Raw genomic sequence first — 26,850 nt, 5'->3', positions numbered from 1 at the left:
TGAAAAGCCCTCTGGCTGGATTTAACATGTTGTTGTCAGTAACGCTTTTGTTTTATTTATTGAGTCGCACTGAAATATTCATCATATAAATTGAATTAAAGCGCAGGGGGATACAACTATTTTTTATTATTTATTCATTTTGTTGTGTTCTGACGGCTGTGCTTATGTGATCGGAGTCACATAAGCATCGTTTTTGTCGGCAAAATGCAAACTGTCCAGGAAGGTGATGAATGTTAATATAATGATAATAATGATGTTTTTCTGTCAATGTCTGGTTGCCGCCCCAAAACCGCCAGCCGCGATCCGCCGATCGGCGCTTCCTGCTTCTATTTCCTTTTCGCAAATGTAAAGTTCTCTTCTCTGGTGCCGATAACGTTGATAACTCGTTTTCAGGAAGGTGCCTTATGTTTAACCGTATCCGCGTTGTCACAATGCTGATGATGGTGCTGGGGGTTTTCGCACTGCTACAGCTTGTTTCCGGTGGTCTGTTGTTTTCGTCATTACAGCAGAACCAGCAGAGTTTTGTTATTTCAAATGATTTACGCCAGCAGCAGAGCGAACTGACCTCGACATGGGATCTCATGCTGCAAACGCGTATTAACCTGAGCCGTTCTTCGGCCCGCATGATGATGGATGCCTCTAATCAGCAGAGCAGCGCGAAAAACGACCTGCTAAAAAACGCCAAAAGCACGCTGGAGCAGGCGGCAACGCATTATGCCAACTTCAAAAATATCAATCCGCTGCCGGAGATGGCGGAAGCCAGCGGCAATGTGGATGAAAAATACCAGCAATACCATGCGGCGCTGGCGGAACTGGTTCAGTTCCTCGAAAACGGCAACATGGATGCCTACTTCGCGCAGCCAACCCAGGGGATGCAGAACGCACTTGGCGAAGCGCTGGGCAAATACGCTGGCGTGAGCGAAAAACTGTACAGCAAGGCGTTTGATGAGAGCGCGCGTGACTACCATTTTGCCCAGTGGCAATTGGGTATTCTGGCCATTGTCCTGGTGCTGATTCTGGTTGTGGTGTGGTACGGCATTCGTCATACCTTGCTGAATCCGCTGGCGCGAGTGATTGCCCATATTCGTGACATCGCCAGCGGCAACCTGACCAATACGCTGACCGTCTCCGGGCGCAATGAGATCGGTGAACTGGCGGGAACCGTTGATCATATGCAGCGTTCGCTGATTGAGACGGTGACTCAGGTACGTGAAGGGTCTGACGCCATCTATTCCGGCACCAGCGAAATTGCTGCGGGCAACACCGATCTCTCCTCCCGCACCGAGCAGCAGGCGTCGGCGCTGGAAGAGACGGCTGCCAGCATGGAACAGCTCACCGCGACGGTGAAACAGAACGCCGACAATGCCCGTCAGGCGTCGCACCTGGCACAAAGCGCCTCCGACACCGCACAACACGGCGGGAAAGTGGTGGATGGCGTGGTCAACACCATGCATGAAATTGCCGACAGCTCGAAGAAAATCGCCGACATCATCAGCGTTATCGACGGCATTGCATTCCAGACCAATATTCTGGCGCTGAACGCTGCGGTTGAAGCCGCGCGCGCCGGGGAGCAAGGGCGCGGGTTTGCGGTGGTGGCAGGGGAAGTGCGTAACCTGGCAAGCCGCAGCGCGCAGGCGGCGAAAGAGATCAAAGCGCTCATTGAAGATTCCGTTTCGCGGGTGGATACCGGCTCCGTGCTGGTGGAAAGCGCCGGTGAAACGATGAGAGACATTGTCAACGCCGTGACCCGCGTGACGGACATCATGGGTGAAATCGCGTCGGCTTCCGATGAGCAAAGCCGCGGGATCGATCAGGTGGCGCTGGCCGTCTCTGAGATGGATCGCGTCACGCAGCAGAACGCCTCGCTGGTGCAGGAGTCGGCGGCCGCAGCGGCCGCGCTGGAAGAGCAGGCCAGCCGTTTAACGATGGCGGTATCCGCGTTTCGTCTGGCATCTCGTCCATTAACCGTAAAAACAGACCTGAATACAACCACAGCGGCGTCGCGTACAGCGCAACCGCGCCAGCTTGCAACTGAACAAGATACTCACTGGGAAACATTTTGATCGTCTTTTAATCGTGGCCTTTGCCGCCTAATGGGAGCGTTGATGTTTAATCGTATTCGAATCTCGACCACGCTGTTTTTAATCTTGATCCTCTGCGGTGTTTTGCAGATTGGCAGTAATGGCTTGTCCTTTTGGGCATTTCGCGATGGGTTTCAGAGTCTGAACCAGGTCGAGCAGAGTAATCAGCAACGCGCAGCATTGGCGCAAACACGCGCCGTTTTATTACAGGCCAGTACCGCGCTGAATAAAGCCGGAACGTTAACCGCGCTGAGCTATCCGCCCGAGGATATCAAACAGCTGATGACCACCGCCCGGGAAAGCCTGGCGCAGTCCGGCGTTGTGTTTAAAGGTTTTATGGTGACAGAGGCGAGTACGGAAGAGGGGAAAGCGTTACAGGCCGCCACGGAAAAGAGTTATACGCAGTGGTATAGCGATCTGGAGCATCAGGCCACCTGGCTTGAAAGCAACCAGCTGTCGGATTTTCTGACCGCGCCGGTACAGGCATCGCAGGACGCCTTTGACGCCAACGTCACTACCTGGCAGCAGAATATCAACCATGTTCTGGAGACGGCCAGCGAACAGGGAAAAGACAATTATCACCGCTCGGCGATCATTTTTATCACGATGGTGATCGTCGCCGCGTTGTTAACCACCGGGGCGCTGTTCTGGTCACGCAAAATGATTGTTCAGCCGTTGGCGATTATCGGCAGCCATTTTGACAGCATTGCGGACGGAAACCTGGCGCGGCCGATCGCCGTGTATGGGCGCAACGAGATTTCCGCTATTTTCGCCAGCCTGAAGGCCATGCAGCAGGCGCTGCGCGAAACGGTCAGCGACGTGCGGCAGGGCAGTTTAGCGATGCATACCGGCATTTCGGAAATCGCGATGGGCAATAACGATCTGTCGTCGCGTACCGAACAGCAGGCGGCGTCGCTGGCGCAAACCGCAGCCAGTATGGAGCAGCTAACGGCAACGGTCGGGCAGAACGCCGATAACGCCCGTCAGGCCTCCGGTCTGGCGAAAAGCGCGGCGGATACCGCGAAAAAAGGCGGCGACCAGGCTTCGCGTATGGCCAGCACAATGCAGGATATTGCCGCCAGTTCGCAGAAAATTGGCGACATCATCGGGGTTATCGACAGCATTGCGTTTCAGACCAATATTCTGGCGCTGAATGCGGCGGTCGAAGCGGCGCGGGCCGGTGAGCAGGGGCGCGGTTTTGCCGTTGTCGCAGGTGAAGTGCGTAACCTGGCGAGCCGCAGCGCACAGGCGGCCAAAGAGATTAAAGGGTTGATTGAGGAGTCCGTAAACCGTGTGCATCAGGGATCGCAACTGGTGGACACCGCCGCGAATACCATGACGGAGATCGTCAGCTCGGTAACCCAGGTGAACGACATCATGGGCGAAATCGCCTCGGCCTCCGATGAACAGCGCAGAGGAATTGAGCAGGTGGCGCAAGCCGTCAGCCAGATGGATCAGGTGACGCAACAAAACGCCGCGCTTGTCGAAGAAGCCGCCGCCGCCACCGATCAGTTAGCGAACCAGGCAGACCATCTCTCTGCCCGTGTCGCGGTATTTAAGCTTGAAGAGCAAGTCGTAACACAACAAGAGTCGGCGCCGCCGCAAGCGGTACCCGTTGTATCCTGAATGTGATTGAGAAGGCGCTATGACATCATCGCTGCCCACCGGGCAAACGTCATTATTGTTACAGATGACACAGCGCCTCGCGCTGTCTGACGCGCATTTTCGTCGGATATGTCAATTAATCTACCAGCGCGCGGGAATCGTGCTGGCGGACCACAAGCGGGATATGGTTTACAACCGCCTGGTCCGTCGCCTGAGAACGCTGGGGCTGGATGATTTCGGCCGTTACCTCAGCATGCTGGAAGCCAACCAGAACAGCGCTGAGTGGCAGGCTTTTATTAACTCATTGACCACTAACCTGACGGCCTTCTTCCGTGAAGCGCATCACTTCCCGGTACTGGCGGATCACGCGCGTCGCCGCAACGGGGAATACCGTGTGTGGAGCGCGGCGGCCTCTACCGGAGAGGAACCCTACAGCATCGCCATTACGCTGGCGGATGCCTTAGGGATGGCGCCGGGGCGCTGGAAAGTTTTCGCCAGCGATATCGACACCGAAGTGCTGGAAAAGGCGAGAAGCGGGATTTACCGTCAGGACGAGTTGAAAACGCTGTCGCCACAACAGTTGCAGCGTTATTTCATGCGCGGTACAGGCCCGCATGAAGGGCTGGTGCGCGTGCGACAGGAACTGGCTAATTACGTTGAGTTTTCCACCCTCAACCTGCTGGATAAACAGTACAACGTTCCCGGGCCATTCGACGCGATATTTTGCCGTAACGTCATGATCTATTTTGATAAAACAACGCAGCAGGACATTCTGCGTCGTTTTGTTCCACTCCTTAAGCCTGACGGACTGCTGTTTGCGGGTCACTCAGAAAACTTTAGCAACCTCGTGCGCGACTTTAGCCTGCGCGGACAGACGGTGTATGCGCTAAGTAAGGACAAAGCATGAGTAAAATCAGGGTGTTGTCGGTTGACGATTCAGCGCTGATGCGCCAAATCATGACCGAAATTATTAACAGCCATAGCGATATGGAAATGGTGGCGACGGCGCCCGATCCGCTGGTTGCCAGGGATTTAATCAAAAAATATAACCCCGATGTGCTGACGCTGGATGTGGAAATGCCGCGCATGGACGGTCTCGATTTCCTTGAGAAACTGATGCGCCTGCGTCCGATGCCGGTGGTTATGGTCTCCTCTCTGACCGGAAAAGGCTCAGAGGTGACGCTGCGCGCGCTGGAACTGGGGGCGATTGATTTTGTCACCAAGCCCCAGTTGGGCATTCGCGAAGGGATGCTGGCGTACAGCGAGATGATCGCAGAGAAAGTCCGCACCGCGTCACGCGCTCGCCTGGCGGCGCATAAGCCGATGGCTGCGCCTGTGACGCTAAAAGCGGGGCCGCTGCTCAGTTCTGAAAAACTGATCGCGATTGGCGCCTCTACGGGGGGAACCGAAGCCATACGTCATGTGCTGCAACCGCTGCCGCTTTCCAGTCCGGCGGTGATCATCACCCAGCATATGCCGCCCGGTTTTACCCGTTCGTTTGCCGAGCGGTTAAATAAGCTCTGCCAGATTAGCGTGAAAGAGGCGGAAGACGGCGAACGCGTGCTGCCAGGCCATGCCTACATCGCCCCCGGCGACAAGCATATGGAGCTGACGCGCAGCGGGGCGAACTATCAAATCAAAATTCATGACGGGCCGCCGGTTAACCGCCATCGCCCGTCAGTGGATGTGCTGTTTCATTCGGTCGCAAAACATGCGGGGCGCAATGCGGTAGGGGTCATCCTTACCGGTATGGGCAACGATGGCGCGGCCGGAATGTTAGCGATGCACCAGGCTGGCGCCTGGACTATCGCGCAAAATGAAGCAAGTTGTGTGGTGTTCGGCATGCCGCGCGAGGCCATCAATATGGGTGGCGTGAGCGAAGTGGTCGATCTTAGCCAGGTAAGCCAGCAGATGCTGGCGAAAATCAGTGCCGGACAGGCAATACGTATTTAACGAGGAGTATTTTTTTATGGCGGACAAAGAGCTCAGATTTCTGGTTGTGGATGACTTTTCCACCATGCGTCGCATCGTGCGCAACCTGCTAAAAGAGCTGGGTTTCAATAACGTCGAAGAGGCCGAAGATGGCGTTGACGCACTGAACAAATTGCAGGCAAGCGGCTTTGACTTCGTAATTTCTGACTGGAACATGCCCAACATGGACGGTCTGGAACTGCTGAAAACGATTCGCGCTGATGGCGCAATGGCGTCATTGCCGGTGCTGATGGTGACCGCAGAAGCGAAGAAAGAGAACATTATCGCGGCTGCGCAGGCGGGTGCCAGCGGCTATGTGGTGAAACCGTTCACTGCGGCGACGCTGGAAGAGAAACTCAACAAAATCTTTGAGAAACTGGGCATGTGAGGGTCTGAGTATGATGCAACCACAAATTAAACCTGTTGATGAGCATTCAGCAGGGGACATCATTGCGCGCATCGGCAGTCTGACCCGAATGCTGCGTGACAGCCTGCGTGAACTGGGGCTGGATCAGGCGATAGCAGAAGCGGCGGAAGCGATTCCTGACGCGCGCGATCGTCTGGACTATGTTGTACAGATGACGGCGCAGGCGGCGGAACGTGCGCTGAACAGCGTTGAAGCCTCTCAGCCACACCAGGATGAAATGGAGAAGGGCGCAAAAGCGCTGACCAAACGCTGGGATGAGTGGTTCGAAAACCCGATTGAACTCGCCGACGCCCGCGAACTGGTTACGGATACGCGTAAATTCCTCGGTGATGTGCCGGGGCATACCAGCTTCACCAATGCGCAACTGCTGGACATCATGATGGCGCAAGATTTCCAGGATCTCACCGGTCAGGTTATCAAGCGCATGATGGATGTGATCCAGGAGATTGAGCGTCAGCTGCTGATGGTATTGCTGGAAAACATCCCTGAGCAAAATTCACGTCCGAAACGCGAGAATGAAAGTCTGCTCAATGGCCCACAGGTCGACACCACCAAAGCCGGCGTTGTCGCCAGCCAGGATCAGGTGGATGACCTGCTGGATAGCCTCGGGTTCTGATGCGGTAAGGTATCCTCAGGTTGTGCCGACAACCTGAGGAGCGTTTAGCGCAGATCCATTTTTACCGTCACATTGCCCTCAAATTCGCCGGGCGCTGGCGTTGCGCTGGTCGTGCTCACCGGTGCGGCTTTGATGTGTACCGCGCCGTTACCTTGCTCATCCATCGTCACCGGAAATTCAAAGGTGCCGTCCAGCGCAACATTTTGGTTGTCCTCACTAAAGATTCTCACTCCCAGGTCGTCTCTGCCGAGCATTTTGGCTATCAGGGGATCGCTGCTGTCTACAACCCCCTGGTCGGCGCTGAGCGTTAGCTTGATTCTGTCGGTATTTCCCACGGCGTTGCCGTCGCAGTGGTAAGAGATATCAACGTTTTTCAGGGCGTAGCCTTCGGGAGGCTGACCCCTGGTGACAAACTGTTTACTCACAATTTTCCCCAGATCAACCTCAATGGTGCTTCCGGCATTAATCGTACAGCTCAGCGGGGCAGAGAGTGAGCCACTCAGCCAGATATTTGATACGTGCTGTGCGCTGCCAGCGTCGCAGCTTCCTGAGTCAAAATAGAGACAGGCGTAGTTTTGCACGAGTATCGTTGGGGGAATGACTTCGATACCGAGAATGGGCTTTTTGATATAAAACGTGGCGGCGATAACATTCCATCTGAACGTTCGCTTCGCGGGGGCGGGCGCGCCAGGATGGGTGCTGTCGCTACAGACGCTGGCGGAACCTTCGGTGGGTTTCATTGACTCGATCACTTTCCCCATCGACGACACCGGCGTCGGATACTGGTTAATGCTGATCTGAATCAGGCCGGTACCGTCCAGAGAATTAACGGCATCGCTATAACCTGCAACATCAATATCTATGTTTTCAGTCAGATAACCGTACCCGGCGATACCGGCATTAAGCGGGCTTCCGGCCAGCGTCAATTCCATTATTGCCGTTGATTCAAACAGATTGCCAGGGCATGTGCAGTTTGCCTCCATTTCAACGCCGTTCCCGACAATATGCTCATCAAATTTAACAATATTGTTGGCCGTGTTGTCGTTTGCGTTGATTTCGTTGCTGAACGTGACGCTGTAATACTGTGGCGCGGTAAAGCAGTCACGCAGAATGGTTGCGGCCTGGGCTGTTGCGGACGCCATCAGGCAAAGACCTGCTGCGGACAATGAAAGACGTGCGTATTTTCCCATTTTACTTAACATTTTGCGGTTCCTGCTGACAAGTCGCGCTGAGGTAATGGATGCCGGTCGGGCTGACCGCGTGGTGTTCGCTATTCAGCGTGATGTGGGCTGTGCATTGTTGATCCTGTGAATTTCCCCATTTGACGCTTAACTGAACGTCGTCGGCGACCCCGGCCAGGTAGAGCGTGCCCGTATCATCCACGATGCCGCTGATGGCGAGGGCGTCGACCGTCGCCATCGCGCCAAAAGGCACCGTCATGCCATTCGGGCGGGTTAATTTTATGAGCGTGCGATAACCGACATGCGCATCAAAAGCGGCGGAAACGGCGGCATTGCGCGAAGGAATCACCGTCACGGCGGTTTCACTGGTATCAACGTCCTCCGGCAGGCTGCTGGTGTCGACGCGAATCCGGTTTTCCTGATAGGGGCTTAATGACGGGATGATGGCGTTGCCTTGCCAGTCAGTCTGAATGCCGCGCTGGTTTTGGAAGCGTACGCCCGATGCGCCGTTGGCGTTGACGATAGCAAACTGACTGCCTAAAGGCTGAGCCAGCGTGACGCCGTGTGGATGGGCGACAATCGCACCGCTGACGCCGTAACTCAAGCGCTGCGTATCGTCAGAGGAGGTGTAGTAACCCGCATTGAGGTTGGCATATTGTGAGCGATAGCTACCGTATACGCTGCTGGTGTCTGCGCCGTCATGGTTGGAATGGCTCTGCTGGAAGGCGTAATTCAGGCGTTCATCGTCCAGCAGCGTACCGTTTAACCCGATATTTTGCTGGGTGTAGCCATGCTTGTTATTGCTGATGTTGTAGCTGCTCCAGGCCCCCGGTAGCCACTGACTTAACGGCACGCTGAAGCCGAAGGCGATCATCTGGTCGCTCTCTTCGCCGTTGCTTTTGCTGTAGGTATAAGCGAGGTGGACGCTGATATTTTTAATCGTGGTATTCAGGCCCGCCGAAATACTGCGCTCTTTGTAGGCGGTGCCCCAGTAATCCTGCTGATAACCGTTCAGGTAAAGGCTGGCGCCGGACACGTTCTGGCTTATGCTGGCCTGAATCCGGTTGCGTTTGTTAAAGCGAAACAGCAGATCATCTTCATGATCGTCGTACTTTTGATTCGCGTCGGCGAAACTGTAATAACCACGGGTAGAGTAGCGATAGCTGGCCAGCGTAAAGTTCGTCTCCGTGGTGTCAATTTTCCCGGAGTAGAGCAGGCGATAAGACTGGCCGGTGTGCTGAGTGTCATCATCAAGCCGGGTTTTCGCCAGCGTCACATCGGCGGAAAGCGACCCGACGATGCCAAGGGAGAGGCCAGCCCCGCTGTTCATCGCCTGATAATCCTGCGCGGCGGTCACGCCGCCGAACAGCGTGACGCTATTGTTCAGGCCATAAATGAGGCTACCCTGCACGAAGTCCGGTTCATTTTGTTCGCTCCCGCTGTCTGCGCGATAGCGACCCGCAGTAACTTCATATTTCATATGCCCAGGACGCTGCATCACGGCGACGCTGGAATAAGGCTGGGTAAAGTGGCGCTCTGTGCCATCGGCCTCTTTTACCGTGACTTCCAGATCGCCGCTGTTGGTCGTGGAATAAAGGTCGTTAATTTCAAATGCGCCGGGCGCGACATTTTGCTGATAGATGAGATAACCGTTCTGACGTACCGACACTTCGGCGTTGGAGCTGGCGATGCCGCGAATCACCGGCGCGTAGCCGCGCTGGCTGTAAGGCAGCATCTCTTCATCAGAGGCGATATTGACGCCACGGTATTGCAGACTGTCAAAAACGTCGCCCCGGGTGTTGCTTTCTCCCCCGGTAAACTGCGCTTTCAGGGCGTCAATATCGTGCTGCAAATAGGTGTTGATGGTCTCCCAGTGATGGCTGCCGTCAGTGTCGCTCCAGGTGGCGTAATTGCGCAGCCGCCAGCCGCCGATATTGGCGCCGCTGCGCATATTCAGGTACTGGTTAGTGGTGTTGTTTTGCGTGTCGTCCTGGTTTTGTGAACCGGAAAAGGCGTAGTCGACAAAGGCGACGGGGACGCCGTCATCCCAGCGTGACGGATCAATATAGCCTTTACCCGTGCCGGCAATGGCGGCCTGCGGGATGCTAAGGCGCAGCGTCATAACGGAGAAATCAAGCGTTGCCAGCGCCTGCGGGATATACGCGCTCAACGGTTCAGGCAGTGGCTTCGCCGCATTGAGTGCGGCTAATTCAGGATATTTATCGACCGCCACGCCCCATTTTCTTAGCATATCCGGCGTGAGCTGCGGCGTCAGTTCGCCGCCAGGCGTGCCGAGGTAGGTGATATCCGCATCATCCAGGCGCACATCGTTAATCATGACCCGGGAAGCGTAGACGCCGGGCAATTGCGCACTGGATTTAGAAAATAAGGAAAGATCGATATCCTGCTGCGTCAGCATATTCCCCTCCAGCGCAGAAGGCGAAAAGCGATACTCGCGCGCGTTCGCGACACAGGAAGAGACCAGCAACATACCGCCAAGGCAACGCACCAGTGGGGTGAGACGCTGACGTAAAAGAGGTGGGCCAAAAGCCATAAGGTGGTTTAATCCCGAGCCAGAGTGACAGTATATTTGTCAGAGGCGTTGCCGTAATCCGTAATGCAACGCCAGCTAACGGTGTTTCCCGAGGCGCTTTTCGGCACCGGGATTTGCACGCTGGACCTGGGAGTGACCATATCGGCTTTCTCAAGTCTGGTGTTGCCGAGCAGCAGACTGTCAAAGATGCTGTGAAACGCGCCTTCATTGACCACCGTTAACATTTCGCCGTGACGAACAAAATGCAGGTTCTTGCAGGTCTCGGTGGGCGTACCTTGCAAGCCCTTCGGGCGCCAGAACAATTTCAGACGCGTTTTGTAAATCAGACGCAACACGTTTTTATCATCGTCTTCTTTGGCCGTGCCGGGAATTGTGCGCACATTCATGTAGAACAGGGATTCCCGGTCTGTGGGAAGCGCGGTTCCATTCCAGGCAATACGCAGGCTTTGTTCTTTCTGCGGGTCAAGACGGAACAGTGGCGGCGTGACAATAAAAGGCCCACGCGTTTTACCGTCGCCGGTATCAGACCATGACTGGATCAGCCACGGCAGTTCCTTCTCTTTATTGACCAGCGGAAGGGCGACCTCTTTTTTCCCTGCGTCATAAATAATGCGCGTGCGGCCAACCTGAATTCCAGCGGCATGGCTAAATGATGTTAATATTACAGGGAGGCATAATAAAACCTGAGATACAGTACGCATAACCTTAACTTATATTAAGTGGACATATAAAAGCGGGGGAGATAATAGTCCGGGTCCATTTTCGGACTATTATCAGATTCGCCTTCCTGAAATAAATCTGTTAATGCCAGAAGATGCTATGGATTTTATCAATGAGTAAAGTCAGGTTATTAACGATAAAGTATATTTACGGTCATGTCCGCATCGGCCGGGCCCGCAGTGACGGTTTGCGCGAATGATTTATAACGGGCATTGAAATTCGCCTGAACAGAGTCGCCCGTCAGAGTGGGTAATTCGATAAACACCTGTCCTTCTCCACCATCCATTGTAATGAGTTGCGTGTCTTTATTTTCCGGGCTAACGGCAATACCGACCCCTGTTGCTGCCGTATCTCCGGCGGTAGTGATTTTACTGACATCCAGTAATGTCGAAGAACCTGTCAGGGCGGTTGTCCCGTTAAACGTTAACTGAATGGCGGGCAGACCATCGCTTTTAAGTGGGCAATCCACTAATACAATGGAAAAGGGGGCAAGCGTTGATTCTGTTCCTGGAGTGGAAAAAAGCGAGGTGGGGTAAGTACCTAATGGCACGATGCTGTTCGTTCCATCATCACCCTGAATCTCACAACTGGGTTCGATAATTTGTCCTGTAAAGTGAATCGTACCGGCATCCATTTCGGCGGCGAAGATTCCCGTTGACGCCAGTGCCAGCAGTGCGCCTGATATAATATGTCCTCTTGCGTTCATAACTGTAGTTCCTTAACGGTGATATCCATGATATGAAATTGTTCAGTTTCAGATGGGATGAATTTATTGCAAATAGAAAACGGGGTCAATATTAAATTATATCTATATGTGTGAATTTAAAATATATTCTGTGAATCAATGAGGGCTATTATACCGTCAGTGTCGCCTGCTTTCTGTGCATAAATATTGTAATAAAGTATTTTTTCTCTGGTGAAAAGATAAATTGAAGAAATGAAAACCAGTTAATATATTTTAAAGGCTTTTTAATCTTGATGTCAGAAGGCGAAATTAACCTCCGTAATACAGGTTTATATAAATGTTCATTGTATTTTATGTCAATGAAATGTGAACCCACTTCCCTTATTCCGAAAATAAGACGCCTGACCGGCAGAGAAAATCCGCTTGCTGACAAACAAGACAAAAAGAGGGCGTTATGGGGGCTATTCCGCCTATTGACTGCGGCGTGTTCTGGCATGATCGATGCAACGTAATGGCAGCAGGCGTATGCAGTGGCAGAAGAGAGCGACGACGACAAAACAGAAGCCCCCACACCCCACCGACTTGAAAAAGCGCGGGAGGAAGGGCAAGTCCCCCGATCGAAGGAGTTGACCTCACTGCTGATTTTGCTGGTGGGCGTTTGCATTATCTGGATCGGCGGTGAATCGCTGGCGCGTCGCCTGGCGGGGATGTTGTCGGCTGGGCTGCGTTTCGATCACAGCATGGTGAACGACCCCAATTTGATCCTCGGGCAGATTATTTTGCTGATTAAAGAGGCGATGATTGCGTTGCTGCCGCTCATCACCGGCGTTGTGCTGGTCGCGCTGATCTCGCCGGTCATGCTCGGCGGCCTGATTTTCAGCGGTAAATCACTGCAACCCAAATTTTCAAAACTGAATCCGCTATCGGGGATTAAACGCATGTTCTCCGCCCAGACCGGCGCGGAACTGCTGAAAGCAATCCTGAAATCGACGCTGGTGGGAAGCGTGGCGGGATTTTATCTCTGGCATCACTGGCCGGAGATGATGCGCCTGATGGCGGAATCTCCGGTTACGGCGATGGGCAACGCGCTTGATTTAGTCGGGCTGTGCGCGCTTCTGGTTGTACTGGGCGTGATTCCTATGGTGGCGTTTGACGTCGTCTTCCAGATCTTCAGCCACCTGAAGAAACTGCGGATGTCGCGTAAAGATATTCGCGATGAATTTAAAGAGAGTGAAGGCGATCCGCACATCAAAGGGAAAATTCGCCAGATGCAGCGTGCGGCTGCGCAGCGGCGCATGATGGAAGATGTGCCTAAAGCGGATGTCATCGTGACTAACCCGACGCATTACTCGGTTGCGTTGCAGTACGACGAAAACAAAATGAGTGCGCCAAAAGTGGTCGCCAAAGGCGCGGGACTGGTGGCGCTGCGCATTCGCGAAATTGGCGCGGAACATCGGGTGCCGACCTTAGAAGCGCCCCCGCTGGCGCGCGCCTTGTATCGGCATGCTGAAATTGGTCAGCAAATCCCCGGCCAGCTCTATGCCGCAGTGGCAGAAGTGCTGGCATGGGTATGGCAGCTCAAACGCTGGCGTCTTGCCGGTGGACAACGTCCTCCACAACCTGAAAATCTTCCTGTGCCTGAAGCACTGGATTTTATGAACGAGAAGAATACTGATGGCTAATCTGGTCGCGATGCTGCGCCTGCCCAGCAACCTGAAATCCACGCAATGGCAAATTCTTGCCGGGCCGATCCTCATCCTGCTGATTTTGTCGATGATGGTGCTGCCGCTGCCCGCCTTCATCCTCGACCTGCTGTTCACCTTTAATATCGCGCTGTCGATCATGGTGCTGTTGGTGGCGATGTTCACCCAGCGCACGCTGGAATTTGCCGCATTCCCGACAATATTGCTTTTCACCACGCTGTTGCGCCTGGCGCTGAACGTGGCGTCAACCCGTATCATCCTGATGGAAGGGCATACCGGCGCAGCGGCGGCGGGGAAAGTGGTCGAGGCGTTTGGTCACTTCCTGGTCGGCGGCAACTTTGCGATCGGTATCGTGGTGTTCGTCATTCTCGTCATCATCAACTTTATGGTTATCACCAAGGGCGCCGGGCGTATCGCGGAAGTGGGCGCGCGTTTTGTGCTGGACGGGATGCCCGGTAAACAGATGGCGATCGACGCCGACCTGAACGCTGGTCTGATTGGCGAAGATGAAGCGAAAAAACGTCGTGCTGAAGTGACGCAGGAAGCGGATTTCTACGGGTCAATGGACGGTGCGAGTAAGTTTGTGCGCGGGGATGCCATCGCCGGTATCTTAATCATGGTCATTAACATCGTGGGCGGCCTGCTGGTGGGGGTTCTGCAACACGGGATGGACATGGGGCACGCGGCGGAAAGTTACACCCTGCTGACGATCGGCGACGGCCTGGTGGCGCAAATTCCGGCGCTGGTGATCTCTACGGCGGCGGGCGTTATCGTCACCCGCGTAAGCACCGACCAGGATGTGGGCGAACAGATGGTGGGGCAACTGTTCAGCAACCCGAGCGTGATGCTGCTCAGCGCATCGGTTCTCGGCCTGCTTGGTCTGGTGCCGGGGATGCCAAACCTGGTGTTCCTGATGTTTACGGCGGCGCTATTGGGCCTTGCCTGGTGGCTGCGCGGGCGTGAACAAAAACCACCGGCAGAGCCGCAGGCCGTCAAGATGCCGGAAAATAATTCAGTAGTTGAAGCCACCTGGAACGATGTACAACTTGAAGATTCGCTGGGCATGGAGGTGGGCTACCGCCTGATCCCGATGGTGGATTTCCAGCAGGACGGCGAACTGCTCGGGCGAATCCGCAGTATTCGTAAAAAGTTTGCCCAGGATATGGGCTTCCTGCCGCCAGTGGTACACATTCGCGACAATATGGACTTACAGCCAGCGCGCTATCGCATTCTGATGAAAGGGGTAGAAATTGGCAGCGGCGACGCCTATCCGGGACGCTGGCTGGCGATTAACCCAGGCACGGCGGCGGGAACGCTGCCGGGCGAACAGACTGTCGATCCCGCTTTTGGCCTGGACGCCATCTGGATCGAAAGCGCGCTGAAAGAGCAGGCGCAGATTCAGGGCTTCACCGTGGTGGAAGCCAGCACCGTCGTGGCGACGCATCTTAACCACTTGATTGGTCAGTTTGCCGCAGAGTTGTTTGGTCGTCAGGAAGCGCAGCAACTGCTGGATCGCGTATCACAAGAGATGCCAAAGCTGACGGAAGATTTGGTGCCTGGCGTTGTAACGCTCACGACCCTGCATAAAGTGTTGCAGAACCTGCTGGATGAAAAAGTGCCGATCCGTGATATGCGCACGATTCTGGAAACGCTGGCGGAACATGCGCCGTTGCAGAGCGATCCGCATGAATTAACCGCCGTGGTGCGTGTGGCGCTGGGCAGGGCGATTACGCAGCAGTGGTTCCCGGGCAATGACGAAGTGCAGGTGATTGGTCTGGATACTCCGCTGGAGCGCCTGCTGTTGCAGGCGTTACAGGGCGGTGGCGGTCTCGAACCGGGACTGGCCGATCGCTTGCTGGCGCAAACCCAGGAGGCGCTGTCCCGTCAGGAAATGCTGGGCGCGCCGCCGGTTCTGCTGGTGAACCACGCGCTACGCCCGCTGCTGTCGCGCTTTTTACGCCGGAGTTTGCCGCAACTGGTGGTGTTGTCGAACATGGAGCTTTCTGATAATCGCAACATCCGTATGACGGCGACAATTGGAGGGAAATAATGCGTAAATTACTCGGTTTATTGTTATTTCCGCTGGCGGTACAGGCCGCTGGAGAAGGGGCGTGGCAGGCCAGCAGTATCGGCATTACCCTGAACCATCGTGGGGTGTCGGCGTCGTCTGCTCCATTGTCGTCAGGCCAGCCGGTGTCCGGCTTAATGACGCTGGTCGCCTGGCGCTATGAACTGAATGGCCCGACGCCGGCGGGGCTTCGGGCGCGTTTGTGTTCACAGTCCCGTTGCGTGGAGCTGGACGGACAGAGCGGAACCACCCACGGGTTCGCGAATGTGCCTGCCGCTGAACCGTTGCGCTTCGTGTGGGAGGTGCCGGGCGGCGGGCGACTGATTCCCGCATTAAAAGTGCAGCGTAATCAGGTGATTGTAAACTATCGTTAACTCTCCGCGCCAACAGCAGCCAGCAGACAACGTGCTGGCTGCCTCACAATTTTGACCCCATCTTTTGATTCAATAGAAACGCTGTTTTATAAATCGGTGACGCGCGTTGCCAGACTCTTTGTATTTTTGCCATCTCGTCTGATGGTGTGGCAAAAATGAAAAGGTTTCACTTCCTGTTAGCTTTTACTGTGGCCGTGTAAAAACTCCCTTTGGCGAAGCCAATATGCCGGGGGGCTCCCAACAATTTGCAGGGTTAACGGCATGAAAACACGTAAAATTGGATTGGCGAATTATTTAGCCTATGGTTCGGGCGATTTTCTGGGCGCAGGAACCACTGCATTAACCGCCGCATGGTTACTCTATTTCTACACGACCTTCTGTGGCCTTACGCCGATTGAGGCGACATTCATATTCGCTGCCGCGAGGGTTCTGGATGCGGTCGTCAGCCCGCTGATGGGCTTTCTGACCGATAACTTCGGTTCGACCTGGTTCGGCAGACGTTTTGGCCGTCGTAAGTTCTTTATTCTGCTTGGTATTCCATGCGTCTTTAGCTACTCGCTCATGTGGGTTGGCGATATGGGATTCTGGTACTACCTGCTGACTTATCTGCTGTTCGACATTGTCTACACCATGATTCTTGTCCCTTACGAGACGCTGGTGCCGGAAATGACCGATGACTTCAAACAGAAGACCCGGTTCTCCGGGGCGCGTATCTCAATGGCGCAGATGTCTGCGATTCTGGCCTCGTTCCTGCCGGGTATCCTGCTGACTGCCTTTGGTAAAGACAACCCCGTTTCTTTTTTCTATGCCAGCCTGGTGTTCTCGGTGCTGTGCGCGCTGATGCTGATTTTTGTGTGGTTCTTTACTTGGGAGCGCCCGCGCGAAGAGTGGACGGAGGCGGCGCTGCGCGCGGAAGAAGAGAAGAAAAGCCTGACGTTCAGCCAGAGTATGAGTCGTTTGTTTGTTGAGCTGAGCTCGACGCTGCGCATCAAGATTTTCCGCCAGCATCTGGGGATGTATCTTGGGGGATATATCGCACAGGACGTCTTTAACGCCGTCTTTACCTGGTATGTTGTTTTTGTCCTGATGCAGGAAGCCTCACTGGCGTCGAATCTGCTCGGTACGATGGCTATCTTCCAGTTCATTGCGGTGATTGCCATGATCCCGCTGTGCATTCGCTTCGGGCCCGCGCCGTCATACCGGATGGTCGTGGTGCTCTTTGGTCTGAGTTCTCTCTCTTATGCCGTTCTTTATTATGCGGGCTTAAGCGATGTTTATTCGCTGCTGCTGCTGATCTCAGCGCTGGCGGGGCTTGGTCGCGGCGGGATCAACTATGTGCCGTGGAATACCTACACCTATATTGCCGATGTTGATGAGGTGATTACTGGTCAACGGCGGGAAGGGATCTTCGCGGGCATCATGACGCTGACCCGTAAAGCCTCTCAGGCCGGGGCCGTCATGCTGGTCGGGATTGTGATGCAGATGTCTGGTTTTGTCTCAGGGCAGAGCATACAGCCTGAAGCGGTCAGTCATACCATTCTGCTGATTCTGAGCTGCGGCACGCTGTCCGTGCTGGCCTTTGGTTTCCTGGTTTCTTTGCGTTTCAAACTGAATTTGCAAACGCACGGCACCCTGCGTAAAGAGACCGCCAAAATGCGTGAGTCGGGCCGGGTGATGCCGGAAGCCATCACGCCGCAGGCGCGTGCGACCGTCGAGATGCTCTCCGGTATGCCGTATGAATCACTGTGGGGTAACAACAATATTGGTTATCTGAACCGTAATAAACCTGCGGCGCCTTCGCTTCAACAGGGCGCTGCGCTGAATTCGACATTGAACAGAGGTTAAGGATATGAAAGTTTGGCCCGTCAAACACAGCCCATTATTACGTCAGCCGGAGCGATTTATCTCCCGGGAAGCGCTGCAAGCCTTGATTCAGACGGTGACGAACAATCTGGTCAATATCAGGGATGAGAGCGGACAATTTCTGCTGCGCCTGGACGATGGCCGGGTGATTGATACCAAAGGCTGGGCAGGATGGGAGTGGACGCATGGCGTCGGTCTGTACGGTATGCATCAGTATTATCAACAGACCGGTGATGAGAAAATGCGCGACATTATCGATAACTGGTTTGCCGAGCGTTTCGCCGAAGGCGCGACCACCAAAAACGTTAACACGATGGCGCCGTTTTTGACGCTGGCGTATCGCTATGAAGAGACGCGTAACCCGGCGTATCTGCCCTGGCTTGAGTCCTGGGCGGAGTGGGCGATGAATGAGATGCCGCGCACCGATCATGGCGGTATGCAGCACATGACGCTGGCGGAAGAAAACCATCAGCAGATGTGGGATGACACGCTGATGATGACGGTGATGCCGCTGGCGAAGATTGGCAAACTGCTCAACCGCCCGGAGTATGTGGAAGAGGCGATTTATCAGTTCTTGCTGCACGTACAGAACCTGATGGATAAAGAGACCGGTCTGTGGTTTCACGGCTGGAGCTATGATGGTCATCATAACTTTGCCAGGGCTCGCTGGGCGCGGGGTAACAGTTGGCTTACCATCGTGATTCCAGATTTCCTGGAACTGGTCGATTTGCCGGAGAAGAACGCGGTTCGCCGCTATCTGATTCAGGTTCTGAACGCGCAGATCGTCGCGCTGGCAAATTGTCAGGATGAGAGTGGGCTATGGCATACCCTGCTGGACGATCCTGATTCCTATCTGGAGGCCTCGGCAACGGCGGGGTTCGCCTACGGCATTCTGAAAGCGGTGCGTAAACGCTATGTTGGGGCGGAATATGCGCAGACGGCTGAAAACGCGATTCGCGGTATCGTGAAACACATTTCGCCGGAAGGCGAGCTGCTGCAAACGTCCTTTGGCACGGGAATGGGGCACGATCTGGATTTCTATCGCGACATTCCGCTGACATCGATGCCGTACGGGCAGGCGATGGCGATACTGTGTCTGACAGAGTATTTGCGTAAGTATTTTTGAGAGGGACGCCCGATGGCGCTGCGCTTATCGGGCCTACGGTTCGACGCAGTTTGTAGGCCGGATAAGGCGTTACGCCGCCATCCGGCATGTGCTGTTATTGCGGCGCAAAAAGGTGATCCATGATTTGCCGCATCACCGGCGCGGCGGTCACGCCGTCGCTGCCGCCGTTTTCCAGAATCAACGCCACCGCGACTTTCGGGTTTTTATACGGCGCGAAAGCGGTGTAAAACACATGGTCGCGCAGACGGATGGGGATCATTTTCGCATTATAGGTCTGGTTTTCTTTCAGACTGAACACTTGCGAAGTGCCGCTTTTGGCCGCAATACCGTAGGGTGCGGTGTGGAAGAATTTATAACCGGTGCCGTTCGGCGCATTCGCCATACCAAACATCGCCTGTCGCACCAGCCCCCAATAAGGCGAGGCGGCATCGGCAATCTGCGTTTCCGTCTGAGGCGCCTGCCAGGGCATGACGGCCTTGCCGGACACTTTACTCTGAAGCAGGTGAGGGGCGATCACTTTCCCGTTGTTGATCAGCGCTACCATCGCTTTCACCATCTGGATCGGCGTGGCAATCCAGTACCCCTGGCCGATACCGACTGAAATCGTATCCCCCTGATACCAGGCTTTTTTATGTACTCTCTCTTTCCACTCGCGGCTGGGCAGCAGGCCGTTATACTCTTCATCCAGATCGATACCGGTGGGCTTGCCGTAACCAAATTGACCGAGCATGGTGTTAATGCGATCGATCCCCATCATCCAGGCGACCTGATAGAAAAAGGTGTCGGCGGATTCTTCAATCGCTTTGGTGACATCCAGCATACCGTGGCCGGTTTTTTTCCAGTCGCGGTAATGGCGTTGCGTACCGGGGAGCGTCCAGGTCGGCGCGCCGAAGAAGGTGGTTTGCGGCGTGATAACGCCGTTTAATAGCGCAGACATCGCGATATAAGGTTTCACCGTAGAGGCGGGCGGGTACAGCCCCTGGGTGACGCGGTTAATCAACGGCAGATCTTTATCATGCAGTAACCTGCCGTAATCCTGATGGCTGATGCCCTTCACAAACGGGTTTGGGTCATAGCTGGGCGTGGAGACCATCGCCAGCACTGAACCGTCGTGGGGATCTTCGACCAGCACTGCCGCGCGCTGACCGGCAAGCAGGCTTTCTATATATTCCTGTAGATGTAAATCCAGCGTCAGGTGGATGTCTTTACCGGCAACGGGCGGGACATTTTTTAACAGGCGCACGATGCGTCCGTGGTTATCCACTTCGACCTCCCGGTAGCCCGTTTTGCCGTGCAGATCATTTTCGTAATAGCGTTCAATGCCCTGCTTACCGATGTTGTGATCGGCGGCATAGTTTTCAGCCAGACCTTTTTCATCCAGCGCTTTCAGGTCGCTGTCGTTAATCTTCGACACGTAACCGAGCACATGCGCCAGCTCCGCGCCGTAGGGATACTGACGGTCTTCATAACTGTTGATCGTCACGCCGTTGAAATGGAACTGGTTAACGGAAAAGCGGGCAATTTCGACGTCCGACAGCGCGTTTTTCAATACCACCGGGCGATAGCGACTGCCTGATTTCAACGCATGGTGAAAGGCCGCAATATCATCAGGCGTGAGATCCACGAGAGGGGTAAGCTGACGTAACAGCGCGTCCATGTCGGCAATTTTGTATGGGGTGACGGAAATATCATACCAGGTGATATTACGCACCAGCGGAATACCGTTGCGATCGTAGATGATGCCGCGCGTCGGGGCGACGGGCAGCATTTTGATGTCATTTTCGTTTGAACGGGTCGTGTAATACTGATGCTGACGGATTTGTAAATCGTAGAGATTGACAATCAGGACGCCAAAGCAGACAACCACCAGGCCAAAGGCCACTATCACGCGTCTCAGAAAGAGTTTTTCTTCCGCAGCAAAATCTTTAAACGTCATTGTCCACACCCGATAAATTCGCCGCCTAATAATACGGAGGCGTCACCGGCATGACAGACAAAAGATGTTCCATCTCTCTACGGAAATGTGTCATTCCTTGTGAGTCGTTACAAATTACAGTTAACGTAGCCGCTTCTCGTAGGCTGGATAAGGCGTTTACGCCGCCATCCGGCAAGGTGCGCCTTACCGCCTGATGGCGCTTCGCTTATCAGGCCTACGAGGGCGGTCATTCGGGAAAATAAAAAACCCGCGACATAGCGCGGGTTTTCACATCACTCGATGTGATTACATCCGTTCTACGGTCTCAATACCCAGCGTATCCAGACCCAGTTTCAGCGTTTTCGCGGTCAGTTGCGCCAGTTTCAGACGGCTGTTACGAACCTCTTCGTTTTCCGCGCTGAGGATCGGGCAGTGCTCGTAGAAGCCAGAGAACAAACCGGCAACGTCATACAGGTAGGCGCACATCACATGCGGCGTACCTTCACGCGCGACCACGGTCAGCGTTTCTTCAAACTGCAACAGGCGCGCAGCCAGCTGGGCTTCGCGATCTTCACGGATAACGACCGGCGCGCTGGACAGGGCGCTCTCGTCAATTTCCGCTTTACGGAACACGGACAGTACGCGGGTATAGGCATACTGCATATATGGCGCGGTGTTGCCTTCGAACGCCAGCATGTTGTCCCAGTCGAAGATGTAGTCAGTAGTGCGGTTTTTGGAGAGATCCGCATATTTCACCGCGCCAATACCAACCGCGTTGGCCAGTTTTTCCAGCTCGTCGGCAGGCATATCCGGGTTCTTCTCGGCCACCAGACGGCGTGCGCGTTCCAGCGCTTCATCCAGCAGATCGGCCAGCTTCACCGTACCGCCCGCGCGGGTTTTGAACGGCTTGCCGTCTTTACCGAGCATCATGCCGAACATATGGTGTTCCAGCGGCACGGAATCCGGCACGTAACCGGCTTTGCGTACGATGGTCCATGCTTGCATCAGGTGCTGATGCTGGCGGGAGTCGATGTAGTACAGCACGCGATCCGCATGCAGCGTTTCATAGCGGTATTTCGCGCAGGCGATGTCGGTGGTGGTGTAGAGATAGCCGCCATCTTTCTTCTGAATGATCACGCCCATCGGTTCGCCTTCCTTGTTTTTATATTCATCAAGGAAAACAACGGTTGCGCCTTCGCTTTCAACCGCCAGACCCTGAGCTTTCAGGTCGGCGACGATGCCAGGCAGCATCGGGTTATACAGGCTTTCACCCATCACATCGTCACGGGTTAACGTAACGTTCAGGCGATTGTAGGTGATCTGGTTCTGCGTCATGGTGATGTCGACCAGCTTGCGCCACATGTCGAGGAAGTACGGGTCGCCGCCCTGTAGTTTCACCACGTAGTTACGCGCGCGCTCGGCGAACGCTTCGTCTTCATCGTAATGTTTTTTCGCATCACGGTAGAAACCTTCGAGGTCGGCCAGCGCCATTTCACCTGCGTTTTCCTGCTGCTGTTTTTCCAGCCAGGCGATAAGCATACCGAACTGTGTTCCCCAGTCGCCGACGTGGTTAGCGCGGATAACGTGATGGCCGAGGAACTCCAGCGTGCGCACGGCGGCATCGCCGATGATGGTGGAGCGCAGGTGGCCGACATGCATCTCTTTCGCGACGTTAGGCGCGGAGTAGTCGATAACCACGGTCTGTTTCGCAGGCTTAGCCACGCCCAGACGCTCAGAAGCCAGCGCCTGTTGAACATGTTCAGCAAGAAATGCCGGGTCGAGGAAAATATTGATAAAGCCAGGACCTGCGATTTCAACCTTGCTGGCGATGCCGTTGAGATCCAGATGAGTCAGCACCTGCTCTGCAAGTTGTCGCGGCGCCATACCCAGTTTTTTAGCAACTGCCATCATGCCGTTGGCCTGATAGTCGCCGAACTGTACTTTTGCTGACTGACGAACCTGCGGTTCGCAATTTGCAGGCGCGCCTGCAACAATCATGGCCTGACTAACTTTTTCTGAGAGAAGAGCCTGAATATTCACCGGAATACCTTACGTGTAAGACGCGGATTAACTGAGTCCGCGCCAGTTTAAGAATTTAGGGCGGGAGTATACTGCAAATGCCCGTTGGCGTCAGCATTGCGCGCGCGCCGTATCGCTGGAAATATGCGCAATAAAATTATGCATAAGCATTCATTTTATATTCAAAGAAATCAGCGGTTGGTTGGCGATGCACAACAGAGTAAATTAGCGACTTTGTACACCGATAAGAGTTTTGATTATGGCGAACTGGCAGACTATTGACGAACTGCATGATATTTCCGCAGATTTACCGCGATTCACTCTGGCGTTCAGAGAACTTTCCACTCGCCTCGGTCTGGATTTCACACCGCTTGAAGCCGATCACATTTCTTTGCGCTGCCACCAGAATGCGACCGCTGAGCGCTGGCGTCGCGGATTTGAACAGTGCGGCGCGCTGCTGTCGGAAAATATCATCAACGGCAGGCCGATCTGCCTGTTCAAATTACATGAGCCTGTTTGCGTCGAACACTGGCGGTTTTCGATTGTTGAATTGCCGTGGCCGGGTGAAAAACGCTACCCGCATGAAGGCTGGGAGCATATCGAAATTGTCCTCCCTGGCGAGCCGGAGAGCCTGAACGCGCGGGCGCTGGCGCTGTTGTCCGACGAGGGGCTGAGCCAGCCGGGCATTGTCGTGAAAACCAGTTCGCCGAAAGGGGCGCGCGAGCGTCTGCCGAACCCGACGCTGGCCGTGACCGACGGCAAGGTGACCATTAAATTTCATCCCTGGTCAATTGAGGCCATTGTGGCAAGCGAACAGTCAGCCGACTGACGTGACGCGCGAAAACGCTAAAAAGGAGTGAACATGGCGTTACTGGAGATCTGTTGTTACAGCATGGAATGTGCGCTCACCGCGCAGCAAAATGGCGCGGATCGCATTGAATTGTGCGCGGCGCCGAAAGAGGGGGGACTGACGCCATCGTTGGGCGTGCTGCGCACGGTTCGCCAGCATGTTGCGATTGCGGTGCATCCCATTATTCGTCCTCGCGGCGGCGACTTCTGTTATACCGATGGTGAATTTGCCGCAATGCTTGAGGATGTGCGTACTGTCAGAGAACTGGGATTTCCCGGTCTGGTTACTGGCGTGCTGGATGTCGATGGCAATGTGGATCTCGCGCGAATGGAGAAAATAATGGCCGCCGCCGGGCCGCTGGCCGTCACTTTTCATCGCGCGTTTGATATGTGCGCTAATCCATTCAATGCACTGAAGAATCTCGCGGATTTGGGTGTCGCCAGAGTGCTCACTTCAGGGCAAAAATCAGATGCGGTGCACGGTTTGCCAATAATTATGGAACTTATTGCGCAGGGCGATGCTCCAATCATTATGGCCGGAGCAGGGGTACGTTCAGAGAATCTGCAACGTTTCCTTGATGCCGGGGTGCAGGAAGTGCACAGCTCCGCTGGAGCGTGGCAAGCCTCACCAATGCGTTATCGCAATCATGGATTGTCCATGTCAACTGACGCACAAGCGGACGAGTATTCGCGCTATGCGGTAGACGGGGCGGCGGTTGCTGAAATGAAAGGAGTCATTGTGCGCCATCAGGCCAATTGATTTTTACCGTTGCATCATGTCGCCCAATATGATGCTTGCTCGTACCAGGCCCCTGCCATTTCAACAGGGGCCTTTTTTTGCGCTTTTTATGCCTGATGGCGGCTGTGCCTTATCAGGCCTACGGGATTTGTAGGCCCGGTAAGCGTAGTGCCACCGGGCAATCAATTACGGCTTACGCGCAATCAGCACCGCGCGCAGCGGGGCAGGATAACCTTCGACGGTTTTACTGTGGTCATTCGGATCGAGGAAATCAGCCAGCGACTCGGTGACCATCCACCCGGTGCGACGCTGCTCCTCGGTGGAGGTCACGCAGACATCGGCAATCCGCACATCGACAAAACCACATTTCTCCAGCCAGTTTTTCAGCGCCAGCGCGGAAGGGATAAAGTAGACGTTGCGCATCTGCGCATAGCGGTCGCCTGGCACCAGCACGGTGTTTTCATCGCCTTCCACCACCAGGGTTTCCAGCACCAGTTCGCCGTCTTTCACCAGTTGATCTTTCAGTTGCCAGAGATGTTCCAGCGGAGAACGACGATGGTAAAGCACGCCCATTGAAAAGACGGTATCAAACGCATTCAGCGCCGGAAGCTGCTCGATGCCCAGCGGCAACAGATGCGCGCGCTGGTCGTTGCCCAACAATTTTCGTACCGCTTCAAACTGACACAGGAACAACTGCGTCGGGTCGATTCCCACGGCAAGATGCGCGCCCGCGCCAATCATGCGCCACATGTGATATCCGCTGCCGCAGCCGACATCCAGAATGGTGCGGCCGGTCAGATCGGACAGGTGCGGCAAAACGCGATCCCATTTCCAGTCGGAACGCCATTCGGTATCAATATTGACGCCATACAGAGAGAACGGGCCTTTACGCCACGGCATCAGGTTTCGCAGCAGGGTGTCGATACGCTTAAGCTGGCCTTCGCTCAACGGCGTTTCGCTTTCGGCAGTGACGCTGTGCAATAAATCCAGACGGTACGGCGTTAATTCCGGCAGGAACTCCACCGCGTTCGACCACTGCTTAAACAGACCATGCTGATCGCGCTGCCAGGTCGCGATTTGCGCAGGCAGGGTTTCCAGCCAGTGAGAAAGCGGGCTTTTGGCAATCAGCTGATAAAAGTTACCGAACTCGATCATGCGGGCACCCCGGACTTCAGCGCCACCAGCGAACCAAAGTTGAAGCACTGGAACCACAGTTCGCTATGCTCGAAACCGGCCTGATGCAGACGCGCTTTGTGGGTTTCAACCGAGTCGGTCAGCATGACGTTTTCCAGCATACTGCGCTTCTGGCTGATCTCCAGTTCGCTGTAGCCGTTGGCGCGTTTAAAGTCATGGTGCATATTGAACAGCAATTCGCCAACCGTTGTGTCTTCAAAGCTGAACTTTTCCGACAGCACCAGCGCGCCGCCCGGATTCAGACCCTGATAAATCTTATCCAGCAAGGCCTGGCGCTCAAGCGGCTCAAGGAATTGCAGGGTAAAATTCAGCACCACCATTGAGGCATTCTCGATGCTGATGTCGCGAATATCGCCTTCCACAATCTCAACCGGGGTCGGTGCTTTGTAAGCGTCGATATGACGGCGGCAGCGTTCAATCATCGCCGGGGAGTTGTCGACGGCGATGATTTTACAGTTAGCATGATGAATATTACGACGCACCGAGAGCGTCGCAGCGCCCAGTGAACAGCCTAAATCGTAGACCTGTGTATTGGGTTGTACGAAGCGTTCGGCCAGCATGCCAATCATGGAGATGATATTGGAGTAGCCGGGAACAGAGCGCTGGATCATATCCGGGAAGACTTCAGCTACCCGTTCATCAAAGGTCCAGTCGCCCAGACTGGCGATAGGCGCAGAAAAAAGCGTGTCGCGGTGAGACATAACGTAAAAATCCGGGAAAAATAAAGTGGCGTATTGTGCGCTAATGCAAGGAGAAAACCAACTCCCAGGGCATATACCAAAGATTCGCCAGCACCATCAGCAACAAGGCGCACCAGGTCGCACTCATCCCGGAGCGCCGCCAGCGAAACAGACGGTGGTGGAAACCGTAATAATGCATCAGCCGACCAGCGATTAAAATAATCCCGCAGATATGCACCATCCATGTTTCGGCGCCGTTCATTTCCATAAACAGCAGCAGCGCGACAGCGATAGGAATATATTCCACCGCATTACCGTGAATGCGGATGGCGCTTTGCAGTTCGCTAAAACCGCCGTCGCCGTAGGCAACGCGATACAGCATCCTTAGTCGGACAACATCAAAAGAGAACTTCATCAACAACAACGCACCTAATACGGTATATAGCGCGCTTACCATACAAACTCCCTTTAAAATGCCTG

Annotated in this window: 22 protein-coding genes; 13 read left to right on the top strand and 9 right to left on the bottom strand. The window is 54.6% G+C overall.

The window, feature by feature from the left end:
* The first annotated feature begins 404 nt into the window (after positions 1–404).
* The 6 genes from tar to cheZ are packed head-to-tail and all read left to right on the top strand — an operon-like array spanning position 405 to position 6,700.
* Complete coding sequence (gene tar / locus OGV79_RS17065; RefSeq protein WP_286468741.1) at positions 405–2,063, top strand: methyl-accepting chemotaxis protein II; 1,659 nt, start codon at positions 405–407, stop codon at positions 2,061–2,063.
* A gap of 42 nt (positions 2,064–2,105) precedes the next feature.
* Positions 2,106–3,707 (top strand): methyl-accepting chemotaxis protein IV, encoded by a 1,602-nt coding sequence (gene tap / locus OGV79_RS17060; RefSeq protein WP_134769322.1) that lies wholly within the window; start codon positions 2,106–2,108, stop codon positions 3,705–3,707.
* Positions 3,708–3,726: 19 nt separating this feature from the next.
* Positions 3,727–4,593, top strand: coding sequence for a protein-glutamate O-methyltransferase CheR (gene cheR / locus OGV79_RS17055; protein ID WP_047463139.1), 867 nt, complete (start codon positions 3,727–3,729; stop codon positions 4,591–4,593).
* On the top strand, positions 4,590–5,639 hold the full coding sequence (gene cheB, locus OGV79_RS17050; protein ID WP_012131966.1) for a protein-glutamate methylesterase/protein glutamine deamidase: 1,050 nt from the start codon (positions 4,590–4,592) through the stop codon (positions 5,637–5,639). Before cheR ends, cheB begins: the two co-directional genes overlap by 4 nt.
* A 16-nt stretch (positions 5,640–5,655) precedes the next feature.
* On the top strand, positions 5,656–6,045 hold the full coding sequence (cheY, locus tag OGV79_RS17045) for a chemotaxis response regulator CheY (protein WP_012131967.1): 390 nt from the start codon (positions 5,656–5,658) through the stop codon (positions 6,043–6,045).
* 10 nt (positions 6,046–6,055) lie between these two features.
* Entirely contained in the window at positions 6,056–6,700 is a 645-nt protein-coding gene (cheZ, locus tag OGV79_RS17040) for a protein phosphatase CheZ (protein ID WP_012131968.1), read from the top strand.
* Positions 6,701–6,744: 44 nt separating this feature from the next.
* On the opposite strand, the gene OGV79_RS17035 is transcribed toward cheZ, so the two are convergent.
* The 4 genes from OGV79_RS17035 to OGV79_RS17020 form a co-directional block, all read right to left on the bottom strand.
* Positions 6,745–7,902: a fimbrial protein gene (locus OGV79_RS17035; protein WP_286468740.1), complete on the bottom strand. Its 1,158-nt coding sequence runs from the start codon at positions 7,900–7,902 to the stop codon at positions 6,745–6,747.
* Positions 7,892–10,435: a fimbria/pilus outer membrane usher protein gene (locus OGV79_RS17030; RefSeq protein ID WP_286468739.1), complete on the bottom strand. Its 2,544-nt coding sequence runs from the start codon at positions 10,433–10,435 to the stop codon at positions 7,892–7,894. The genes OGV79_RS17035 and OGV79_RS17030 overlap by 11 nt, the downstream gene beginning before the upstream one ends.
* An 8-nt stretch (positions 10,436–10,443) precedes the next feature.
* Positions 10,444–11,136, bottom strand: coding sequence for a fimbrial biogenesis chaperone (locus OGV79_RS17025; protein ID WP_110494123.1), 693 nt, complete (start codon positions 11,134–11,136; stop codon positions 10,444–10,446).
* Between the two features lie 149 nt (positions 11,137–11,285).
* Entirely contained in the window at positions 11,286–11,861 is a 576-nt protein-coding gene (locus tag OGV79_RS17020) for a fimbrial protein (protein WP_286468738.1), read from the bottom strand.
* Between the two features lie 509 nt (positions 11,862–12,370).
* Between OGV79_RS17020 and flhB the strand changes: the two genes are divergently transcribed.
* The 5 genes from flhB (at position 12,371) to bglB (ending at position 18,974) form a co-directional block, all read left to right on the top strand.
* Positions 12,371–13,522 carry a flagellar biosynthesis protein FlhB gene (gene flhB, locus OGV79_RS17015; RefSeq protein WP_012131975.1) on the top strand — a complete coding sequence of 384 codons (1,152 nt, stop codon included), beginning with the start codon at positions 12,371–12,373 and terminating at the stop codon, positions 13,520–13,522.
* Complete coding sequence (gene flhA / locus OGV79_RS17010; protein ID WP_012131976.1) at positions 13,515–15,593, top strand: flagellar biosynthesis protein FlhA; 2,079 nt, start codon at positions 13,515–13,517, stop codon at positions 15,591–15,593. Before flhB ends, flhA begins: the two co-directional genes overlap by 8 nt.
* Entirely contained in the window at positions 15,593–15,985 is a 393-nt protein-coding gene (flhE, locus tag OGV79_RS17005; RefSeq protein ID WP_012131977.1) for a flagellar protein FlhE, read from the top strand. The genes flhA and flhE overlap by 1 nt, the downstream gene beginning before the upstream one ends.
* 261 nt (positions 15,986–16,246) lie before the next feature.
* Positions 16,247–17,830, top strand: coding sequence for an MFS transporter (locus tag OGV79_RS17000; protein ID WP_286468737.1), 1,584 nt, complete (start codon positions 16,247–16,249; stop codon positions 17,828–17,830).
* A 4-nt stretch (positions 17,831–17,834) separates the two neighbouring features.
* Positions 17,835–18,974: a beta-galactosidase BglB gene (gene bglB, locus OGV79_RS16995; RefSeq protein WP_286451254.1), complete on the top strand. Its 1,140-nt coding sequence runs from the start codon at positions 17,835–17,837 to the stop codon at positions 18,972–18,974.
* A 94-nt stretch (positions 18,975–19,068) separates the two neighbouring features.
* Here the strand turns inward: bglB and mrdA2 are convergent, their stop codons facing one another.
* Both mrdA2 and argS read right to left on the bottom strand, forming a co-directional pair.
* The gene (gene mrdA2 / locus OGV79_RS16990) at positions 19,069–20,910 is read right to left on the bottom strand and encodes a peptidoglycan DD-transpeptidase MrdA2 (RefSeq protein WP_230010851.1); all 1,842 of its coding nucleotides are present in this window, start codon (positions 20,908–20,910) and stop codon (positions 19,069–19,071) included.
* A gap of 285 nt (positions 20,911–21,195) precedes the next feature.
* The gene (gene argS, locus OGV79_RS16985; RefSeq protein WP_047463162.1) at positions 21,196–22,929 is read right to left on the bottom strand and encodes an arginine--tRNA ligase; all 1,734 of its coding nucleotides are present in this window, start codon (positions 22,927–22,929) and stop codon (positions 21,196–21,198) included.
* A 238-nt stretch (positions 22,930–23,167) separates the two neighbouring features.
* Between argS and OGV79_RS16980 the strand changes: the two genes are divergently transcribed.
* Together OGV79_RS16980 and cutC are read left to right on the top strand one after the other, a co-directional pair.
* On the top strand, positions 23,168–23,737 hold the full coding sequence (locus OGV79_RS16980; protein WP_230032072.1) for a VOC family protein: 570 nt from the start codon (positions 23,168–23,170) through the stop codon (positions 23,735–23,737).
* A 33-nt stretch (positions 23,738–23,770) separates the two neighbouring features.
* Complete coding sequence (gene cutC / locus OGV79_RS16975; RefSeq protein ID WP_012131985.1) at positions 23,771–24,517, top strand: copper homeostasis protein CutC; 747 nt, start codon at positions 23,771–23,773, stop codon at positions 24,515–24,517.
* A gap of 165 nt (positions 24,518–24,682) precedes the next feature.
* Here the strand turns inward: cutC and cmoB are convergent, their stop codons facing one another.
* From cmoB to OGV79_RS16960, 3 genes are read right to left on the bottom strand one after another with little or no spacing between them, the layout of a single operon-like run.
* Positions 24,683–25,651 carry a tRNA 5-methoxyuridine(34)/uridine 5-oxyacetic acid(34) synthase CmoB gene (cmoB, locus tag OGV79_RS16970; protein WP_071258723.1) on the bottom strand — a complete coding sequence of 323 codons (969 nt, stop codon included), beginning with the start codon at positions 25,649–25,651 and terminating at the stop codon, positions 24,683–24,685.
* The gene (gene cmoA / locus OGV79_RS16965; RefSeq protein WP_049010371.1) at positions 25,648–26,391 is read right to left on the bottom strand and encodes a carboxy-S-adenosyl-L-methionine synthase CmoA; all 744 of its coding nucleotides are present in this window, start codon (positions 26,389–26,391) and stop codon (positions 25,648–25,650) included. Before cmoA ends, cmoB begins: the two co-directional genes overlap by 4 nt.
* Before the next feature lie 40 nt (positions 26,392–26,431).
* The gene (locus tag OGV79_RS16960) at positions 26,432–26,827 is read right to left on the bottom strand and encodes an MAPEG family protein (protein ID WP_012131989.1); all 396 of its coding nucleotides are present in this window, start codon (positions 26,825–26,827) and stop codon (positions 26,432–26,434) included.
* Between the last annotated feature and the right edge of the window lie 23 nt (positions 26,828–26,850).

The sequence above is a fragment of the Citrobacter sp. CK185 genome (assembly GCF_030333565.1).
In the GTDB taxonomy this organism is placed as follows: Bacteria; Pseudomonadota; Gammaproteobacteria; order Enterobacterales; family Enterobacteriaceae; genus Citrobacter_B; species Citrobacter_B koseri.
This window is presented reverse-complemented; position numbering and strand designations above follow the sequence as displayed.

Coding starts and splice junctions, on each gene's coding strand:
- tar (WP_286468741.1), top strand. CDS start 405: ATGTTTAACCGTATCCGCGTTGTCACAATGCTGATGATGGTGCTGGGG.
- tap (WP_134769322.1), top strand. CDS start 2,106: ATGTTTAATCGTATTCGAATCTCGACCACGCTGTTTTTAATCTTGATC.
- cheR (WP_047463139.1), top strand. CDS start 3,727: ATGACATCATCGCTGCCCACCGGGCAAACGTCATTATTGTTACAGATG.
- cheB (WP_012131966.1), top strand. CDS start 4,590: ATGAGTAAAATCAGGGTGTTGTCGGTTGACGATTCAGCGCTGATGCGC.
- cheY (WP_012131967.1), top strand. CDS start 5,656: ATGGCGGACAAAGAGCTCAGATTTCTGGTTGTGGATGACTTTTCCACC.
- cheZ (WP_012131968.1), top strand. CDS start 6,056: ATGATGCAACCACAAATTAAACCTGTTGATGAGCATTCAGCAGGGGAC.
- OGV79_RS17035 (WP_286468740.1), bottom strand. CDS start 7,902: ATGTTAAGTAAAATGGGAAAATACGCACGTCTTTCATTGTCCGCAGCA.
- OGV79_RS17030 (WP_286468739.1), bottom strand. CDS start 10,435: ATGGCTTTTGGCCCACCTCTTTTACGTCAGCGTCTCACCCCACTGGTG.
- OGV79_RS17025 (WP_110494123.1), bottom strand. CDS start 11,136: ATGCGTACTGTATCTCAGGTTTTATTATGCCTCCCTGTAATATTAACA.
- OGV79_RS17020 (WP_286468738.1), bottom strand. CDS start 11,861: ATGAACGCAAGAGGACATATTATATCAGGCGCACTGCTGGCACTGGCG.
- flhA (WP_012131976.1), top strand. CDS start 13,515: ATGGCTAATCTGGTCGCGATGCTGCGCCTGCCCAGCAACCTGAAATCC.
- flhE (WP_012131977.1), top strand. CDS start 15,593: ATGCGTAAATTACTCGGTTTATTGTTATTTCCGCTGGCGGTACAGGCC.
- OGV79_RS17000 (WP_286468737.1), top strand. CDS start 16,247: ATGAAAACACGTAAAATTGGATTGGCGAATTATTTAGCCTATGGTTCG.
- bglB (WP_286451254.1), top strand. CDS start 17,835: ATGAAAGTTTGGCCCGTCAAACACAGCCCATTATTACGTCAGCCGGAG.
- mrdA2 (WP_230010851.1), bottom strand. CDS start 20,910: ATGACGTTTAAAGATTTTGCTGCGGAAGAAAAACTCTTTCTGAGACGC.
- OGV79_RS16980 (WP_230032072.1), top strand. CDS start 23,168: ATGGCGAACTGGCAGACTATTGACGAACTGCATGATATTTCCGCAGAT.
- cutC (WP_012131985.1), top strand. CDS start 23,771: ATGGCGTTACTGGAGATCTGTTGTTACAGCATGGAATGTGCGCTCACC.
- cmoB (WP_071258723.1), bottom strand. CDS start 25,651: ATGATCGAGTTCGGTAACTTTTATCAGCTGATTGCCAAAAGCCCGCTT.
- cmoA (WP_049010371.1), bottom strand. CDS start 26,391: ATGTCTCACCGCGACACGCTTTTTTCTGCGCCTATCGCCAGTCTGGGC.
- OGV79_RS16960 (WP_012131989.1), bottom strand. CDS start 26,827: ATGGTAAGCGCGCTATATACCGTATTAGGTGCGTTGTTGTTGATGAAG.